General features: G+C 69.5%; 14 protein-coding genes. 4 read left to right on the forward strand and 10 right to left on the reverse strand.

Annotated elements, in window-relative coordinates:
• The first annotated feature begins 9 nt into the window (after positions 1 to 9).
• Both THSYN_RS22445 and THSYN_RS22450 read left to right on the forward strand, forming a co-directional pair.
• The gene (locus THSYN_RS22445; RefSeq protein WP_100921094.1) at positions 10 to 2,232 is read left to right on the forward strand and encodes a tRNA(Met) cytidine acetyltransferase TmcA; all 2,223 of its coding nucleotides are present in this window, start codon (positions 10 to 12) and stop codon (positions 2,230 to 2,232) included.
• 96 nt (positions 2,233 to 2,328) lie between these two features.
• A complete protein-coding gene (locus tag THSYN_RS22450) occupies positions 2,329 to 2,964 on the forward strand; it encodes a Uma2 family endonuclease (protein ID WP_100921095.1) in 636 nt (211 codons plus the stop codon).
• Here the strand turns inward: THSYN_RS22450 and THSYN_RS22455 are convergent.
• Together THSYN_RS22455 and THSYN_RS22460 are read right to left on the reverse strand one after the other, a co-directional pair.
• Positions 2,927 to 4,114 carry a DesA family fatty acid desaturase gene (locus THSYN_RS22455; protein WP_100921096.1) on the reverse strand — a complete coding sequence of 396 codons (1,188 nt, stop codon included), beginning with the start codon at positions 4,112 to 4,114 and terminating at the stop codon, positions 2,927 to 2,929. The two genes, THSYN_RS22450 and THSYN_RS22455, sit on opposite strands and share 38 nt — an antisense overlap.
• 185 nt (positions 4,115 to 4,299) lie before the next feature.
• Positions 4,300 to 4,857: a Uma2 family endonuclease gene (locus tag THSYN_RS22460; protein ID WP_100921097.1), complete on the reverse strand. Its 558-nt coding sequence runs from the start codon at positions 4,855 to 4,857 to the stop codon at positions 4,300 to 4,302.
• Positions 4,858 to 5,277: 420 nt separating this feature from the next.
• Between THSYN_RS22460 and mepA the strand changes: the two genes are divergently transcribed.
• On the forward strand, positions 5,278 to 6,147 hold the full coding sequence (mepA, locus tag THSYN_RS22465) for a penicillin-insensitive murein endopeptidase (protein ID WP_100921098.1): 870 nt from the start codon (positions 5,278 to 5,280) through the stop codon (positions 6,145 to 6,147).
• Positions 6,148 to 6,347: 200 nt separating this feature from the next.
• Here the strand turns inward: mepA and yvcK are convergent, their stop codons facing one another.
• On the reverse strand, positions 6,348 to 7,394 hold the full coding sequence (gene yvcK / locus THSYN_RS22470; RefSeq protein ID WP_236848654.1) for a uridine diphosphate-N-acetylglucosamine-binding protein YvcK: 1,047 nt from the start codon (positions 7,392 to 7,394) through the stop codon (positions 6,348 to 6,350).
• A 566-nt stretch (positions 7,395 to 7,960) separates the two neighbouring features.
• Between yvcK and THSYN_RS22480 the strand changes: the two genes are divergently transcribed.
• Entirely contained in the window at positions 7,961 to 8,752 is a 792-nt protein-coding gene (locus THSYN_RS22480) for a hypothetical protein (RefSeq protein WP_100921100.1), read from the forward strand.
• A gap of 46 nt (positions 8,753 to 8,798) precedes the next feature.
• On the opposite strand, the gene pbpC is transcribed toward THSYN_RS22480, so the two are convergent.
• The 7 genes from pbpC to THSYN_RS22515 form a co-directional block, all read right to left on the reverse strand.
• Positions 8,799 to 10,919 carry a penicillin-binding protein 1C gene (pbpC, locus tag THSYN_RS22485; RefSeq protein ID WP_335582470.1) on the reverse strand — a complete coding sequence of 707 codons (2,121 nt, stop codon included), beginning with the start codon at positions 10,917 to 10,919 and terminating at the stop codon, positions 8,799 to 8,801.
• Complete coding sequence (locus THSYN_RS22490; protein WP_100921102.1) at positions 10,916 to 11,209, reverse strand: type II toxin-antitoxin system RelE/ParE family toxin; 294 nt, start codon at positions 11,207 to 11,209, stop codon at positions 10,916 to 10,918. The genes pbpC and THSYN_RS22490 overlap by 4 nt, the downstream gene beginning before the upstream one ends.
• Entirely contained in the window at positions 11,206 to 11,430 is a 225-nt protein-coding gene (locus THSYN_RS22495) for an addiction module protein (protein ID WP_100921103.1), read from the reverse strand. Before THSYN_RS22495 ends, THSYN_RS22490 begins: the two co-directional genes overlap by 4 nt.
• Positions 11,431 to 11,834: 404 nt before the next feature.
• On the reverse strand, positions 11,835 to 14,735 hold the full coding sequence (locus THSYN_RS22500) for a class I SAM-dependent DNA methyltransferase (protein ID WP_100921104.1): 2,901 nt from the start codon (positions 14,733 to 14,735) through the stop codon (positions 11,835 to 11,837).
• A gap of 63 nt (positions 14,736 to 14,798) precedes the next feature.
• Positions 14,799 to 15,803, reverse strand: coding sequence for a S49 family peptidase (locus THSYN_RS22505; protein WP_100921105.1), 1,005 nt, complete (start codon positions 15,801 to 15,803; stop codon positions 14,799 to 14,801).
• A gap of 379 nt (positions 15,804 to 16,182) precedes the next feature.
• Positions 16,183 to 16,851 (reverse strand): HAD-IA family hydrolase, encoded by a 669-nt coding sequence (locus THSYN_RS22510; protein ID WP_100921106.1) that lies wholly within the window; start codon positions 16,849 to 16,851, stop codon positions 16,183 to 16,185.
• Positions 16,848 to 17,831 (reverse strand): RluA family pseudouridine synthase, encoded by a 984-nt coding sequence (locus THSYN_RS22515; RefSeq protein ID WP_236848974.1) that lies wholly within the window; start codon positions 17,829 to 17,831, stop codon positions 16,848 to 16,850. Before THSYN_RS22515 ends, THSYN_RS22510 begins: the two co-directional genes overlap by 4 nt.
• Positions 17,832 to 18,421: the final 590 nt, after the last annotated feature.

The raw sequence follows: 18,421 nt of genomic DNA on the forward strand, positions 1-18,421 counted from the left end.
CCATACCGGTTGGACTGCGACCACCGGGTCCCGGCCCTGGCCCGCCATCTGCGGGCGAGGGCCGGGGCCCTGGGTCACCGCCTCACCCTGGTCCTGAGCGGCGATCCACATTGGAGCGCCGCTGCCGCCCGGTCCGCCGCCGCCGCTTGCGCGGACGGCCCCGCGCTCTGGCTCAGCGACCGCCCGCTGCACCCCGCCGCCCGCCCCCTCGACGCCGCCACCCGCCTGCTGGGCGGGGAGTGCGACCTGCTCATCTACGACGCCTGGTCCGGCTTCGACCCGGACGGGTTCGGCGCCGCCACCGGGACCCTGCGCGGCGGCGGACTCCTGATCCTGCTCTGCCCGCCGCTGGACGACTGGGCGGGCCTCCCCGATCCCCAGGCCGCGCGCATCGCCCCCTGGCCCCTGGGCCTGGAGGCCGTGACCGGCCGCTATATCGCACGGCTGGTGCGGGTCCTGCGCGACCAGCCCGGGGTGAGGATCCTTGCGCAAGGGGCGAGCGACCATGGGCCTGACCCCCTAGTGCCGACCCCGCCCGACGCCCCCGCCGTCGGCTTCGGCCACGCCGACACCCGCGACGCCAGCCAACCCGCCACCCCGGACCAGGCAGACGCCGTCGCGGCCATCCTGCGTCACGCCCGCGGTCGCCCCCACCGGCCCCTGGTGCTGACCGCGCATCGCGGGCGCGGCAAGAGCGCGGCCCTGGGGATCGCCGCCGCCCGCTTGCTCCGCGGCGCAGACACCGCGGTCCCCGGCCCCCGCCTGGTCCTGGTCACGGCGCCGCGCCGCGCCGCCGCCGCGGCACTCTTCGCGCACGCCGCCCTGGCCTGGCCGGGGGCGCGGCCCGACGGCAGCGGGCTGCGCGCGGGTGAGCGGGCAATCCAGTTCCTGGCGCCCGACGCGCTCTGCGAGAACCCGATCGGCGCCGACCTGCTGCTGGTGGACGAGGCCGCTGGCATCCCCGCCCCCCTGCTGGCCCGGCTCCTGGAACACTACCCGCGGGTGGTCTTCGCCACCACGGTCCACGGCTACGAGGGCACCGGCCGCGGCTTCGACCTGCGCTTCCGGGCGACCCTGGACCGGCGCACCCCCCACTGGCGCGGCCTGACCCTGGAGGCCCCCATCCGCTGGTCCCCGCACGACCCCCTGGAGGCCCTGATGTTCCGCGCCCTGTTGCTGGACGCCGCCCCGGCGACGGCCGCGGACTTGCTGGGGGACGCGCAGGCCCCGGTCGAACGCCTGGACCGCGCCGCCCTGGCGGCCGACGACCACACCCTGGGGCAGGTCTTCGGTCTCCTGGTCCTGGCGCACTACCAGACCCGGCCGCTCGATCTGCGCCTGCTGCTCGACGCACCCGGGGTGCGGGTCCTGGTCCTGCGCCTGGGCGGGCAGGTCGCCGCGACGCTGATCGCCGTGACCGAGGGGGGTCTCACGGACCCCGAGCTGCTGCGCGCCGTCTACGACGGGCGCCGCCGCCCGCGCGGCCACCTGCTCCCCTTCACCCTGTCCGCCCACGGCGGCCTCCCGGACGCCCCCCGCCTGGGCTGGCTGCGGGTGATCCGCATCGCCGTACACCCGGCGCTGCGCCGCCGCGGGCTGGGGCGGCGACTGCTGCACGGCCTGTTGCGGGAGGCCAGGGGCGAGGGGATCGACCTGCTGGGGTCGAGCTTCGGTGCCACACCCGAGCTGATCGGGTTCTGGACGCGCTGCGGCTACCGGCCGGTGCAGATCGGCACCAGCCGCAACGCCGCCAGCGGCGAACACGCCCTGGTCGTGCTGCGCACCGCCAGCCGCGCGGGCTCACTCTGGCGCACCGCCGCCCGGTCCCGGCTGGCCGGGCGACTCCCGGTCCTGCTGCCCGGACCGCTGCGGCGCCTCGACCCGACGGTTACCGCGGCCCTGATCGCGGCCCTGGGCAGGGTCGACAAAAGCGCCGCCGCGGACCCTGACGGGAACTCTGCCGATGACCTGGAACTGCGCTCCTTCGCCGCCGGCCACCGCACCCTGGAGGCGGCGCTGCCCGCCCTCGCCGCCCTGACCCGCCGCCGCCTCGCAGCGGCCCTGAACAGCGGCCAACTCGACGGCCCCGCCGCCGCCCTGCTGGCCGCCGCCGCCGCCCAATTGCGGCCGGTCGCCGAACTGGTGGCGGTCTTTGAAGCCCCCGGCCGCGAGGCCCTGATCGCGACCCTGCGCACGATCGTCGCCCGCCTGCTGCCCGCCCGGCCCCTGTAGGGTCCGCTGTGCGGACCGGCGATTCCGATCGGAACGGAACTTAAAACCCCGCTAGACTGAGCAACGGTTCCCAGACGGTTCCCGGAGGACCAAGCCATGTACACCAACGCCCAGTACCAGACGCGCGACGACCGGCCGGTCGACGACCAGATCGTCAACCTCCACGACCTCAGTTGGGAGGACTATGAGCGCCTGCTGACCATGCGCGGCGACTGCTGCGCCCCGCGTATCAGTTATCTGGATGGAGAGGTCGAGATCATGAGCCCATCCCAGACCCACGAGGCCATCAAGTCGCTGCTCGGATGCCTGGTGGAGACCTATTGTCTGGAACGCGACATCACCTTCAACACCTATGGCTCCTGGACCCTCAAGGCCCAGGATTGCTCGCGGGCCGCCGAGCCGGACGAGTGCTGGACCTTTGGCGACGGACCAGCCGAGCGGCCGCACCTGGCCATCGAGGTCGTCTGGACCTCGGGGCGGATCGACAAGCTCGACATCTATCGCAAGCTCGGCGTCGCCGAGGTCTGGTACTGGCGCAAGGGCCGGGTCCAGCCCTATTGCCTGCGCGGCGAACGCTACGTGCCGGTCACCGCCAGCGAGGTCCTGCCGGGCCTCAACCTGGACCTGCTCTGCGGATTTCTCGACCGGCCCTCGACCTCGGAGGCCATCCGCGGCTATCGGCAGGCGCTCGCCCTCACACCGTCCCCATCGGCGTCAGGGAAAACCCCTTGAGGTTCCGTGCAAACCGCTCCAAGGCCTGGATGCCGGTGGCCTCCGCCTGACGGCACCAGTCCTGCAGGTTGCCGAGCAGGACCTCCTGGCTGGCCGCGCCGCGCCCCCAGATCGCCTGGAGGCGTTCGCGGAACTGGTAGACGGTAGCGAGCGTCTGGTTCTGCGCCAGCAGTCGCTCCAGGTTCACGCGGGCGGCGGCATCGAGCCGGTTGCCCTCACGCTCAAGCAGGCGGCGGCTCTGCCGGATCAGGCGGCGACAGTGCCCGGCGTCGCGGCACAGTTCGGCCCGCGACACCGGGGCCAGGACCTCTTTGGTATAGCGCGCGAAGACGTGCAGATGGCTCGTCACCACGGCGCTGAGGGTGTCCATGTCGACCAGGGTCTTGCCCCGGATGATGGTCAACCGGGGCGCGACGCGCTTGATGCGGGCGAGCCCGAGCGCACTCAAGGCTCGGATATAGAGCCAACTCAGGTCGAACTCCCACCACTGGGAGGACAGCCGCGCGGAACTCGGGAAGGCGTGGTGGTTGTTGTGCAACTCCTCACCGCCGATGATCAGGCCCCAGGGGACTATGTTGGTGGAGGCATCCGCGGTCTCGAAGTTGCGGTAGCCCCAATAGTGACCGACGCCATTGATGATGCCGGCCGCCGTGACCGGCACCCAGAGCATCTGCACGGCCCAGATCACCGGACCGTAGAGCCCGAACAGCAAGAGATCCAAGCCGAGCATCAGGGCCAGCCCCTGCCAGCGCCAGGGGGTGTAGAGGCGGCGCTCCAGCCAGTCGTCTGGGGTCGCGTGGCCATAGCGCTCCAGCGTCCGCGAGTCGGCCGCCGCCGCCGCGTAGACCTCCGCGCCCTGGGTCAGCACCCGGCGCAGCCCCAGGACCTGCGGGCTGTGCGGGTCCAGCGCCGTCTCGCACTTGGCATGGTGTAGCCGGTGGACCGCCACCCACTCCTTGGTAACCATGCCGGTGGTCAGCCACAGCCAGAAGCGGAACACATGGGCGACCGCCGGGTGCAGGTCCAGGGCGCGGTGGGCTTGGGCACGGTGCAGAAAGATGGTCACCGCGGCGATGGTCAGATGGGTCATGGCGAGCGTAATCACTACCGCCTGCCAGAACGAGACGTCGAGGATGCCGTGCAGGGTCATGGAAGTTCCAGTAAGAAAAGGAGGGATGGGTGGGGGCACGGAACGGTCGGGCCAGGGCGGCCCGCGGGGTCCGGACTCTTGAGACAACGGCGCGGCGGTGACTGCTCAGGCGATCCGACCAACGGTTGTGCCAGGGATATCGGCCAGCCGACGGGGGCCGTGCGGTGCACCGGGCCAATTGGCCCTCAGGCAAACACCTCATCGAGATGGATCAGGGTGCCATACCAGGTTTCCAGCGTATCCCCCCGCCCCCGCGTCTCCCGGTGCCGATAGCCCTGGGGTCCAGGCCCCGAATAGACCTCGACCGCCCCTTCTTCAGCGAGCACCAGCCAATAGACCGACACGCCGGCCATGGCATAGATCCCGGCCTTGGCCCGATCGACCCCGACGCTGGTCACGGCGACCTCCACCACCAACTCCGCGGTCGTGGGGTGATGGGTACGAAAGCGCTCGATGTCCCCGAACACGATGGCGATATCGGGCTCCGGTTCCGAGGCCGCCAGCGTCAACGGGTCCTCCTTGCGCAACTGATAGCCCGCCGGTAGCCCCGCAGCAAGCCGGTCGTAGAGGCGATGGGCAAGGAAGGTGTGCAGCGGCGATTTCGTCATCTTCTCGACAATCACCCCATTCAACAATTCAGTCTTGACCGCCACCAGCCCCAGGTCCAGTAGCGCGTGATACCCACTGACCGACAGCGGGGCGACCTGCCGTCGCACGGCCGGACGTTCGAGTAGCTCAATCATGGAAAGCTCGGACCTCTGGACACCGGGAGAGTCTGGTTATTTGGTACCCCGTCGCGCACTTCGCAAGCCTCCGCGATGCTGCTGGTCGCGCATAGCGACGCGGCGCGTCCTGCCGGACGGGCATTTGCCCCGTCCGCAAGGTTTCGGCTGCCTCGCCCACGTCAAATCCTCCACTGCGCAGTTCCGGACAGTATTTGAACTTGAGCAGCAGACAGACCGAGAATTCACCGCCGCGGCAGGCGACCCAGTCCACAAGTACCCGGCTTCGCCCGTCTATGGTCTTAATCCACGAGCGCAAGCTCGGGCTGGCCTGCTCCGCGGAGTTACCTCCGGCGCGCCGTGCAGCGGAGTCGCGACGCGACCTGAGCCGATTTCGAGCATAATCCGCCGCCACGCCCTTTCGCCACCGGATGCCTGACCATGCCCCCAAGCCGCGCCCTGCCCTGCCCCGTCCGCACCCGCCTGGCGGTCCTGCCCGCGCTGTGCGCCCTCTGGTGCTGGTCCGGGTCGGCCCCGGCCGCAAGCGCCTGGGCGGCAATCGCGACCCCCAGCCGGGGCCCGTCCGAGGTCATCGGGACCCCTGCCAACGGCTGCGTGGGCGGGGCGGGCGCGCTGCCGGAGAGCGGCCCGGGCTTTGTGAGCGTACGCCGCGCCCGGCACCGCTTTTTCGGCCACCCGGACCTGCTGCGCCTGGTCCAGGACCTGGGGCGGACGGCGGCGCGGCGCAATTTCGGCCTGGTGATGATCGGGGATCTGAGCCAGCCGCGCGGTGGTCAGATGCCCTCATCCCACCACAGCCATCAGAACGGGTTGGACGTGGATGTCTGGTTCACCCTGGCGCCGACGGCGCAGGCGGCGCGGCAGTTGATGGACGACCGGCCGGACCCGCCGAGCATGGTCCAGCCCGGGACTCTGGCCAGCAGCGGCGCCTGGGGCGAGCCCCAGCGCTTCCTGCTGGAGACGGCAGCCCGCAACCCGGCGGTCGACCGAATCTTCGTCAACCCCGGGATCAAGCGGGCGGTGTGTAACGAGGCGCAGGGCGACCGCGCCTGGCTGCGTAAGCTGCGCCCCTGGTGGGGCCACGACGCGCACTTCCATGTGCGCATCCGCTGCCCGGCCGGCAGCCCCCAATGCGAGCCCCAGGCGGCGATTCCGGCGGGTGAAGGCTGCGGGGCCGACCTGGCCTGGTGGTTCAAGCCGCAGGCGAAGGGCACCACCAGAAAGAAGGGTGAGCCCCGGGCCGAGCCCATCGCCCCCGCCGCCTGCATGGCCCTGCTGCGCGACAACTAGTGCCGCACGATGGAAATGCTCGGACCATTGGGCGCGCCACGACCCGAGGGTGCGCCGTGCGCACCCTCGCTCCGGCCTTGATTTTGCCTTCCTGAATTACCGGTTATCGTTGGCCACGGGGTGGGGTCGCGGGACTGGTGGGGTAACATCAGCCCCTTTGCCCTCAGCATCACGTCCACTTGGGGATCAAATGCTCGTCTTTATTTGCGTTCATTTGCGTTCATTTGCGGACCAATCCTCTCAGGCTCATCCGCAAGGCACCGCTCCAGCGCCTGGGTGAGCAGTGCCGGTTCGTGAAACAGGCAGTCCCCCGCCGCCACCTGCGCAACCACCACCTTCACCCCCTCCAGTTCCGGACAGGGCCGGGAGGCGGGCCACAGCACCCGATCGAAGACCGCCACGCCCAGCACCTCCCGGGTCCAGCGCAACAGGGCCGCCGCCTCCAGCAGGCCCACCGGACCGCGCTCCGGATGCAGGTTGGCGATCAGCACCCGCGGGGCCCGGGAGGCGGCCACCGCGGCCCGGAAATCGGGCAACAACAGGGCCGGCAGGATACTGGTCATGAAACTGCCCGGACCAAACAGGATCAGGTCCGCGTCCACCACCGCCTGGACGGCCTCCGGGGTCGCCGCCACCTGAGGGTCCAGCCAGATGGCCGGCGGGACCTCGGTCATGGCATCCAGGTGCATCTCCCCGCGCACCGGCCGACCGTCCGCGTAGCGCGCGGCCAGGTGCGACGCGGACTCGCACATGGGTATCAGGCGCAGCTCGACCCCCAGGAGTTCGCGCACCAGGTCGATGGCGTGGAGCGGACGCGGGGAGAGCTGGTCCAGGGCCAGCATCATCAGATTGCCCAGGCTGTGCCCGGAGAGCGCCCCCGCATCGACGAAGCGATACTCCAGGAGCAGGCTGCCCAGGGTCGGCTGGGCCACCACCTGATTGAGACAGTTGCGGATATCCCCCCAGGCGATCCCCCCGGCCTGCTCCCGGATCCAACCGGTCGAGCCCCCGTTGTCCGTGGTGGCGACGACCCCCACGAGCCGCTCACCGAGGAAGCTCAAGGCGCGCAGGGTCCGCCCCAGCCCGGTCCCCCCACCGATGGCCACCACCCGACCCAGGGCCGCGAGACGCGGCGGGATCATGGTCCCGTCGCGCCCGGCCCCGGCAGCGGGCGGGCGCACCCGGCGGGTCGCCGGGGCCTCATGGAGGGTCCCGCCGCCGCAGCCGGGAGAAGCAAAGAGGGGCATAGATCGCACCGCCTGAAGAAATCATAAAGAACGGTTCACTAATAAATTAAGCGAGTCCGTTAAAGACTGCTCTTAGCGTCGTTGTCGTTGTCGTTGTCGTAATCGAGGTTAATCGTAGTGCCCCGGATTCTCTCGCACCCCAAATTGCATCGCCGATCCGATTACGACAACGACAACGACAACGATTGGGTTTGTGTTTAGCTTGTTACTAATGGTCCGAACGTAAACACCACAGGTAGGCGTGGGGTCGGCCGCCGGATGATCTTCCCCGTCAGCCAATGGCCCGGCACCCCGGGTGCCGCCCGGCGCACGCGAGACCGTACGCGGCGCAAGGCCATCATCGACGATCGAGCCGACGACTTCAACGTGGCGGAGTTGGACGGAACCCAGTGCCGGCCGCGACCGGCTGACAGGGGCCTGGGCGCGCCGCGGCAGCCGGACCCGCGTTTCTCGCATGGACCGGACAAGACCTGCTCCGACCACCGTCCGGTCGGCTGCTCCTTGCCCCACCGACGGGAGTCGAAATATGCTTGCCTGACTTGAACCTGGCCCCTGGGAGCACGCCCATGACCCCGACCGCGTTCCGCCGCACCGCCCTGGCCCTGGCCCTGACCGTCGTCGGCCTCCCGTCGGCCAGGGCGGTAGTCAGCTATGACGGCTTCAACGACTATGCGATCGGCTCCTCGATCTGGGGTCAGGACGGCGGCTCCGGCTGGGGCCGTAGCTGGCAGGACGGCGGGCTGGAGGTCCAGGTGACCGCTCCCGGCCTGACCTATGCCGGGCTGCCGACGGCACCCGGGGCCGCGACCTCCCTGCCCCCGAGCAGCTCGGTCGCCTGGTATACCCGATTGTTGGCCGCCCCGGTGGGCATCGACAACAGCACCCTTTATCTGAGCTTTCTGCTGCGCCCGGAGGCGGGGCAGCCGCTCAGCGACTATGGCGGGTTGAATATCGGCGACCTGTTCGTCGGCAAGTCCGGGATCAACGCGGGCAGCGACCCCCGCTACGGCCTGGAGGGACCGATCGATATCATCTCCCCGTCAGGGGTGGCGGCGAGCCCCGGGGAGACGGTCTTCCTGGTGCTCAAGGCCAGTTTCCGTCCGGGCAACGACCACTTCGACCTCTTCGTCAATCCGCTCCCCGGCCTGCCTGAACCCGCGACGGCGAACGCCACCAAGCGGGACCTCGACATCGGCACAACGGATTTCATCGCGATCAACAACGCCGGCAATTGGACCATCGACGAGATCCGCATCGGCGACAGCTTCGCCGCCGTTTCCGGGGCCCCGGTGCCGGGCGTGCCGGCCCTGTTGCTGGGGGGGCTTGGGGTGCTGGCCGCGCGGCGTGTGCGGTCTTGAGTACCGGGGGGCGGGTCCGCGTGCGGCTCGGTCCGCGCAGCGGACCCTACCGTACATAGACCCGCACGCGGCTCGCACGGCCGCGCCCATCGACGACCGAAATGGCGGCGTAACCGGGGCCAGCCGGCCGCCACTGGGTGGTGCGGGCAAAGGGCTCCTGCCCGATCGGCCGCCCGTCGGCGAACCAGGTAAAGGGCGGATAGCCGTTGCGGACCTTGAGCGCCAGGGTGGCGGGGGTGCCGTCGGCCTGATCCGGGCCCAGGTCCAGCCGGGCCCCGTCGGGCGGGAAGGCGATCTCGGGTCCGGCGGGGGCGGCGCCCACCCCGGCATCGCGCACCCGCGCCTGGCGCAGCGTCGCCGGCAGGGCATTGGTGGCGGCCGTCAACACCCCCGGGGGGGCGCCCGGCAGCGGCACCCGGGGACCCAGGCGCGCAAAGCAGTCGAGCAGGATGGGGACCGCCGCCTCGACCCCCTTGAGGCCAGGGACCGGGGCACCGTCCGGGCGGCCCACCCAGACCCCGACGACATGGCGACCGTCGTAGCCAATGGCCCAGGCGTCGCGGTAGCCGTAGGAGGTCCCGGTCTTGTAGCTGATGCCCTGGGGCGCGGCGTCACCGGGGGCCGGGACCGCGGACAGGATCGAGCTGAGATACCAGGCGGCGCGGGCGTCCAGCACCCGAGGCCCGGGGGCGGCGGCGGGTCCGTCCCGGGTCTCGTGCAGGTCCAGCGCCTCCCCGCCGCGGGCGATGGCCCCGTAGATCCGCACCAGATCGAACAGGCTCAGGCCCAGCCCCCCCAGCCCGATCGCGAGCCCCGGCGGCGCGCCCGGCGCCAGCACCGCCGTCGCACCGGCGCGGCGCATCCGCGCGAGCAGGCGCGCCGGCCCCACCGCGTCCAGGAGTTGCACCGCCGGGACATTGAGCGACAGGGCGAGCGCCCGGCGCACCGTCACGGTCCCCTGGAAAGAGCGATCGAAGTTGCCCGGCACATAGCCCGCGAAGGCGGTCGGCCGGTCCTCGATGAGACTCTCCGGGTGGGCGATACCCGACTCGAAGGCGAGCCCGTAGATCAGCGGCTTGAGCGTGGAGCCCGGGGAGCGCAGGGCACGGGTCATATCCACATGGCCGGCCCGGTCCCCATCGAAGAGCCCGGCGGACCCGACCGCCGCCAGCACCTCGCCGCTGCCGTGGTCGGCCGCCAGCACGGCGACCGAGACCCGCGGGTCGATGGCCGCCGCCCGCTCCGTCGCCAGGGTCTCCAGGCGGCCTTGCAGGCCGGCGTCCAGGGTCACCCGGTGGACGGCACGCCCGGGAAACTCATGCGCCAGCCGCACGCCCAGGTGGGGGGCGAGCATGGGAAAGGGGCGCCGGCGGGCAGGGACCGGCTCCCGGAGGGCGGCGGCGGCGGCCGGCGCATCGATCAGACCCAGTGCCAGGGCGCGCCCCAGCACCCGGTCGCGCGCGCGCCGCGCCGCGGCCGGATGACGGTCGGGCCGCCGCGCCTCCGGGGCCTGCGGCAGCGCGACCAGGAGGGCCGCCTCGGCGTCGCTCAGGCGCCCGGGCTCCTTGCCGAGCCAGGCGAGGGACCCGGCGCGCAGCCCCTCCAGGTTGCCGCCGTAGGGGGCGACCGTCAGATAGGCATTCAGGATCTGCCCCTTGTCCGCCACCCGCTCCAGCGCCAGGGCGCCCAGGGCCTGCCGGACCTTCCCGCCCGGTGAACGCGTCGCGCCCCCGTCCAAGAGCCGGGCGAGCTGCATGGTCAGGGTGGACCCGCCCGAGACGATGTGCCCGCGCCGCACCAGTTGGGCCGCCGCCCGCACCAGGGCCAGCGGATCGACCCCGGGGTGGGCATAGAAACGCCGGTCCTCCATCGCCAGCAGGAGCGCGACGAAGCGCGGGTCCACCGCCGCCGGATCGAGCGGCAGGCGCCAGCGCCCGCCGTCCACGGTGAAGGGGCGCAGCAGGCGGTCCTCGCGGTCCAGGACCACCGTGGAGGTCGGCACCGCCAGGTTCGGCGCGGGCGTGCCGGCCACCAGGACGGTGAGAACGAGCCAGGCGCCCAGGGCCAGCAGGGCGGCGCCGGAGAGGGTCCACCAGAGGCGGCAGGCGAAGCGACCGCCCGCGGCCTGCGCGGCGGGGCCGCCAACCAACGCATTGCAAGGCTTCAAAGCCTTCCCAACCAATACTGGGGACGCCGCCGATGATGCGACACGGCCAACACCTGAACCGCTCCCGCGGTCTCGCGGTACAACACGTTATAGGGAAATCGCTTCATACCGATACGTCGGACGTCCGGGCCTTTTTCAACGGAATATCTGCGCGGCGATTCGCACACGACCGCCATGACGCGCTCGAACTCGGCCAGGTACGTGAAACCGAGCCCCGGCCGCTTTGACTCATACCAGGCGATGCACTCAAGATATTCTGCTTCCGCGGCCGGGTGGAAGCAGTAGGTCATCGCAGTAGCGCCATCGCCTTGCGTCTGACTTCGGCGGCCGACACCGGCTGCACAATCCCTTCATCGAGTTCCACCGCCCTGCGTCTGGCTTCCGCCAGCCAATCGTCCTCGACCTCGGCTTCTGAGGGAAGATCCAGACTCAGCAGTAGCCTTTGGGCGAGCGTCGCCCGCTCCTGCTCCGGGAGATAGAGCGCCGCGCGTTCAATTTCTTGCAGGTTCATCTGGGTTCCTCCGTCGGCCCAGCGCCAACGTCTTTAAGTGATTTGACTATATCATCCCGGCGCCACTGCACAAGCTCCGAGCGGCGCCGGTAGTCGCCGCGGCCAGGCCCGCAAGCGGGCGCGGGACCGGCTAACGGCCATGGCAGCAAGACCAGCCGCCCCGGACCATGAAAGGCGTGTGTGGAAGCGGCTTGCGGCGCCAGCAGGCCACCGCAGCTTGGGCTGAGGCCTTGATCATCGTTCCGGCCACGTCAGTCACGACGAGGCCGCTGGTCCGCACAGCGGACCCTACGGCGGCGCCAACCCGTAGGGTCCGCTGTGCGGACCTTACGCGCCGGCCGCAACGATGATCGAGGCCGCGGCTGAAGCCCCTCCCACCGGGTCCCGACCTGAGGTTTGCGGGGTCAGTCCGCCTTGGGCCGGATGGCCTTCCTGGCCTCCGCCGGCATGGGCCGTTGGAGGTTCAGCGCCAGCAACCGGCGAAGAATCTCCTCGTCGGGCAGTTGCGCGGTGTAGTCCGTCCATCCGTAGGCCGCTGCCACTGCTGCATCAAGGGTCTGGTGTGCGTAGTTGAGCCAGGCCGGCGGTTTGTTGTAGAGGTTGGTGAGGGTCCGCGTCTTCAGCTCGGCCTCATGCCCTGGCGCGGGGACGATCCGATCCGGATAGCCGGGGACCACCTCGGGGACCCGCTCGATCCACTCCTTTGGATTCAACCAGCTTTCGCGACGCTCGTTCAGGCTGTAAGCGGCTTCGGCAATCCTGGCGGCGACCGCGCGCCGGTCGGCCGCCACGGTCGGCAGGACGGCGCCCGACTCCAGGGCCTCGGTCGGCCCCTTGGTATCTGCCGGGGTCAGGCCATCGGGGAAGGGGAAGGTTCGGAATGTGCTTGATGAGGTGTAGCGCGGACGGTTTTCTAGGCTTGTACCCATCTTGAGAGCCCAGACTCTATGCGGCCGGGAGTGCAGCACGCCAAACGTTGCGTCGTCCTCACGCACGATGACCACGAGATTCTTGTCAGGCATCGTCGCAGCGTTGAGCCAGACGAAAACGCGGTGCTTCGAGACTTCTGGCGTGGCGATATACCGACTGACGAGGGATAAGGCGGCGCGTAAACCGGGGGCTGGTTCGTTGAATTGCCACCAGTAACGTTTCCGACGCTCGCGGGCGACTCCTTGTCGTGCCGGAAATACGCAAACGCGGACGTGCTCAAAGGGTGCCTCGTAAAGGCTGGCATCCGCCTCGTCCATGTCGGCGAAATCGATGATCCAGTTATCCAGGTGTCGGCGCGTTACATCGAGCCCGTTGACCCACGGCTTGAGCACGTCGGAAGTCGGCTTTCCGTGAATGTTTGGTAGCAAGAGCCAGCCGCGTGCCGTTACCCCAGGGATATCGAAGGCCCCACCTTTTGTCGGACCCTGGATGGCCGCTCGCAGGTTTGCGGACAGCACTCTCGCACCAGTTAGGTCGTTCTCGTGCTCCGCGGTTGAACCTGATAGGTCGGCGTAGATGGCTGGGATGGGGTTGCCGTCAAGTACAATGGGTCGCTCGGCGGCAGTCGCAGCAAAGGCCACCAGCGACACCCGCACCGCCGCCCCCTCATTGATCCAAGGCTCATCCGACCAGGCGTTGAAGATGGCGCCGGTCTCGACGATGCGGTCCAGGACCTTGCGATTCGCCCCGCCGCGAATGCTGTTGGTGGCGACCAGCCCGGCGTAGCGCGTCTTGCCCGCGGCAATCTGCGCCCGCGCCTTCTCGAACCAATAGGTCACCAGGTCGGCGCCGCCCGGTACTCGGCCATCGTAGCGCTTGCGCAGCCGTGTCACATACTGCGCGCCCAAGCCGCCGAGCATCTTCTTGTCACCCAGAAACGGCGGATTCCCCACGATCACATCGGCCACCGGCCATTCGGCCTCGGTGCCGTCCGGGTTGATCAAGGCATCCCGATGCTGGATCGCGTCCAATGGCTTCAGGATGGGGTCCTTGCTGTACTGGTAGCCGTTGCGTCGGCACCATTGAATATCGCCGATCCACACCGTCACGCGGGCCAGTTCGGCGGCGAACTCGTTGATCTCCAGCCCCAGGATATTGTGCGGTCCGGTCTGCAGAAACTCATCCGTGGTCGGGATGCCAAGGTCCCTGGCCTCCACCTGGACGCGCTTCTCCAGGTCGCGGAGCGCCTTGAGGGCCAGGTAGAGGAAGTTCCCGGACCCACAGGCCGGGTCCAACACCCGAAATTCATAGAGCCGCAGCAGAAATCCTTGATAGGCATCGCGGGCCTTACGCGTTGGCCCCTTTTTGCCTTGCCCCGCCTGGATGATGGCCTGAGCCGCTTCCCACTCCAGCAGCAGGGGCTGGGTCACCACCGGATCGATCAGCTTGCCGATCGTGTCGACGTCGGTGTAGTGGGCGCCCAGGGGTGCGCGGGCAGCCGGGTCGAGCCCGCGCTCGAACAGGGTCCCGAAGATGGTGGGGTCGATCGCGCACCAGTCCATGTCGCGCGCGGCGGAGTGCAATTCAACCAAGTCGGCCGGCGACAGCGGGGGGATGTCGATGGTATTGAAGAGCCCGCCGTTGAACCAGGCGATGTCATGGTCGCCATATTCACCATGCGGGCTTTGCATCGCCGCGAACAGCGTACCCAGGCGCTTGGCGGCCTTTCCCGGATCGCCTTGTGCATTCTTCAGCAGATCGGCGAAGAGGTCGCCCGGCAGCAGCCGTTCATCCTCGGCGAAGAGACAGAACAGGCACTGTACCAGGAAATGGGCCACGCGCTGCCAATCCTCGCCCCGCTTGCGCATGGTCTCGGCGAGGTTGGCGAACTTGGTCGCGGCCTCCTTGGTGATGGCTTGGCACGACTTGGTGGGCTTGAGTTTCTCGGGGTCGGTGAAGACCCAGCGCAGAATCTCGCGCTGCGCGGGGTCGCTCAGGTCATGGATGCGGATTTCGCGGGGTTCGTCGGGGTAGCCGGTAAAGGCGGTATGGATGATGATCCGCTCGCGGTCGGCGACGACCAGCAGCGGCGGGCTCTCCAGATTCAGGGCATAGTCCGTGAGCTGCTTGAGCGCGCCGTTCAGGTCACGGCCGGGCTTCTTGTTTTCCCAGCCGAAACACCCCCGCCGCCAGACATCCGCCCAGCCCTCGCCCCCGCCGGATTTCCTGGCGCCGCGCTCGAAGCAGTAGTTGTCGGCATCCCGGGGCTTGGGGACACCGAGCAGGTCGCACAGGTCGCTGAACCACTGTTGGGCGCCGGCCCGTTCGGTCAGCGGGTTGTCCTTCCAGGCGGCGATGAACTCGTCGGGTGTCACTGGGTCCTGTCTCCTGCATTGCGCCGCCAAGGCTGAAGCCTTGGACTCCAGGCCGCTACGGGCTCAGCGCGGGGTGCCGCCGCCGAGCATCGTAAAGACCTGGAGGAAGCCGTTGGCGACGCTGGCGCCCAAGCGGTCGGCGAAGCTCTCGAACAGGTCCTTCTTCTTCGTATAGTTGACCAGGGTCTCGGCGCCGATCACTTCGCGGGCGACTGAGCTTGCACTGCCCAAGCCGTCCACCAGGCCCAGGGTGAGCGCCTGGTCACCGTTCCAGAAGAGGCCACTGAAGAGTTCGTCGCCGCCCTTGAGGCGGTCGCCGCGGCCGGTCTTGACCGCGGTGATGAATTGCTGGTGCAGTTGGTCGAGTACCGTTTGGATGAATTGGCGCTGGGCCTCGGGGAGCGGTGAGAAGGGGTCGAGGATGCCCTTGTTGGCGCCGGACGCCAGCAGGCGCCGTTCGACGCCTAAGTCCTTCATGGCATCAACGAAACCGAAGGCGTCGATACGCACGCCGATGGAGCCGACCAGGCTCGCCTTGTCGGCGTAGATCTTGTCGGCGGCGACCGCGACGTAATAGGCGCCGGAGGCGCAGATATCCACGGCCACGGCATAGACGGGCAGGTCATGGCCCTTGTCCTTTTTGTATTTCTCCTTGAGCCGGCGGACCTCGTCATTGATATAGCCGGATTGGACCGGGCTGCCGCCGGGGCTGTTGATACGCAGGATGACGCCCTTGACGCGCGGTGCCTCGAAGGCGTCGCGCAGGGCCGAGATCACCCGGTCGGCGCTCGCCTCGCTGTCGGCTGAGATGACCCCCTTCACCTGGACCAGCGCGGTATGGTCCTGGCCGGCCTTGAGCCCCTCCCAGGCGCTGCGCGACAGGGCCACCGCCAGGATGCCGACGAGATAGAGCAGGATCAGGAGCTTGAAGATGTTCCCCCAGCGCCGGCCGCGACGCTGGTCCCCCAGGTATTCCAGGGCCACGCGGTTGATCAGGGCGCGTTCCCAGTCCGGGTCGCCGGGGGCGGGCATGGGCTCGGTGCGACGCTGCCAGAATTTCCAGTTCATCATTCTTTCTCGGGTGAAGGGTGCTACGGCGTTATGTCACGCCCTTTCAGGGCTAAGCCGATTAAACGACACGATCCCAGGGCGTTGCCCTGGGCTGGTATGTTCGACCCCGTTGGGGCCGGTACGTGATACATGTAAGATGCGACAGGATGCCGGGCCTCCCGCCTGACGCAGTCGATCCAGGGCCTTTGGTCCGCACAGCGGACCCTACGGGCCGCGACCAACCGGAGGGTCCGCTATGCGAACTGAGCGCCGCCCTAACCTTGGGAACTGCCCAAGCAACCGCATCCCGGCCATCTGCCGCAGCCAGTCCGGCAATCGCGGCGAGCCCGTAGGGTCCGCTGTGCGGACCGAGCGCCGCTGTAGCCTTGGGAACTGCTCAAGCAACCGCAGCCCCGTCCGTCTGCCGCAGCCAGTCCGGGATGGCGGCGAGCGAGTTCAAACAGGCCAGGGGGCGCAGGGCGCGCAGCCGCTCGGGTGCGTGGACCCCGTAACAGACGGCCAGGGCGCCGGCGCCGGCATTCGCGGCCATCTGCAGGTCGTATTCGGTGTCGCCGATCATCAGGGTGCAGGCGGGCGCGACGCCCAACTCGTCCATGATCTCCAGCAACATTTGGGGGTGCGGCTTGGAAAAGCTCTCGTCGGCACAGCGGGTGGCCTGAAAATGCCCGGCAAGCCCGGTCTCGGCCAGGGACAGGTCGAGCCCCCGGCGGCTCTTGCCGGTGGCCACCGCGAGCAGATAGCCCGCGGCGCCCAGCCGCTCCAGGGTCTCCAGTGCGCCCGGAAAGAGCGCCGCGGGGGTGGTATTGTCCACCAGGAAGTGCCGCCGGTAGTGGTGGGCGACCCGCTGTCGCTGCGCCGCATCGGCGGCGGGCCACAGGCGCGCCATGGCCTCGTCCAGCCCGAGACCAATGATGTCGGCGGCGGCCTCCCGGCTGGGCCTGGGTTGGCCGACCTCGAGGAAGGCGGCCTGGAGGCAGTCGACGATGCGTGCCTGCGAGTCCATCAGGGTGCCGTCCCAGTCGAAGACGATGAGTGAAAAGCTCATCCCGGCCCGCCCCCGCCCGACTCCGCACCGGGGTCGCCCGCCGCCAGGCGCGCCAAGACCTGTTCCAACTCGGCCGGCAGCGGCGACTCCACCCGCAGCGGCGCGTCCATGTACTCGGCGCGCACGCCAAGCGCGCTGGCGTGCAGGAACAGCCGGCCGAGCCCCAGGGCCTTGAGGCGCCGATTGGCCTCGAAGTCGCCGTATTTGGGGTCCCCCGCGAGCGGGGTCCCCAGGTGGGCGGCATGGACGCGGATCTGGTGGGTGCGCCCGGTGATCAGGCGCGCCTCGACCAGGGTCGCCCACCCCGCAGCACCGTCGACCCCGGCCAGCGGCAATCGGCGCAGGCGGCGAAATTGCGTCCGCGCCTCCTTGCCGGCGACGCGGTCCACCTTGACCACCCGCTCGCCGCCCTGGTCGAGGTTCTTGGTCAGGGGGGCGTCCACCGTGACCTCCGCGTCCGACAGGTCGCCCAGGATCAGGGCCAGATAGCGCTTGTCCATGGCGCCGGCGCGGATCAGCCGGTGCAGTTCGCGCAACGTGCTGCGGCGCTTGCTGATCGCCAGACACCCGGAGGTGTCGCGGTCCAGCCGGTGCACCAGTTCCAGTTCGGCCCCGGGGCGCAGTTGCCGCAGTGACTCGATCAGCCCATAGGACAGGCCGCTGCCGCCGTGCACGGCGAGCCCGGAGGGCTTGTCGATCACCAGCAGGCGCTCGTCCTCGAACAGGATGGCCGCGGCGAGGCGGTCCAATTGGCTGTCCGGGGCCCGCACCGGGGCCTCGGGCGTGGGGGTGCGCAGGGGCGGAATCCGCACCAGGTCGCCGGTCTTGAGCCGGTAGTCGGCTTGTATCCGGCCCTTGTTGACACGGACCTCGCCGCGGCGCAGAACCCGGTAGAGGTGGCTGCGCGGGACGCCCTTCAAGTGTCGCAGCAGGAAGTTGTCGATGCGCTGACCCGCCGACTCCGGGTCGACGCAGACCACGACTACGGCGGGGACGCGCTCGAGGAGGGTCGGCGGGGGCGCGGCGGCCGGGGCCTTGACCGGCGCTGGACGACGCGCGGCAGCCCCCTTGGCCGGGCCGGGATCGGGCTCTTTGCGCGAGCCGGGACCCGAGCGGGGATAGAAACGGGACTGACGTGGGTTCAACGGGTTCGCACCCGATCCCGCGGCTTCATTGCTGGCATAAGGATTCACTGTTAGTATTCGGCGCTTGCGCTGGCGAGCGAAAGACTCAAGAACGTTTTCGTCGGCGGTGCGCGCAGCCCTGAGGCCCCGTGCGCGCCGCGTCGGCGCCGGTCGCCGGACGAGCCCGGCGGGCCAAGGTTTAAAGAAAGGTTCGAGATGGCGGTTCGATAGGCCGGCTCCCAATGGGCCGGTGTCGGTGCAGTCCGCGGGTCGACGTGGATTCTACACCCTGGCCGCCCGGCGCGCCCCGCGGCGCAAGGCACGCGCATGGTCGACCCCCAGACACCGCTTTAACGGCGGGACGCCGCCCAGACCGGGGGCGCCCCAAATAAACGCGGTCACGCCTCGAGGCGCGACCCTAACACTTAGAAATCGGACGCGCATGT

This window comes from Candidatus Thiodictyon syntrophicum (genome assembly GCF_002813775.1).
GTDB lineage: Bacteria > Pseudomonadota > Gammaproteobacteria > Chromatiales > Chromatiaceae > Thiodictyon > Thiodictyon syntrophicum.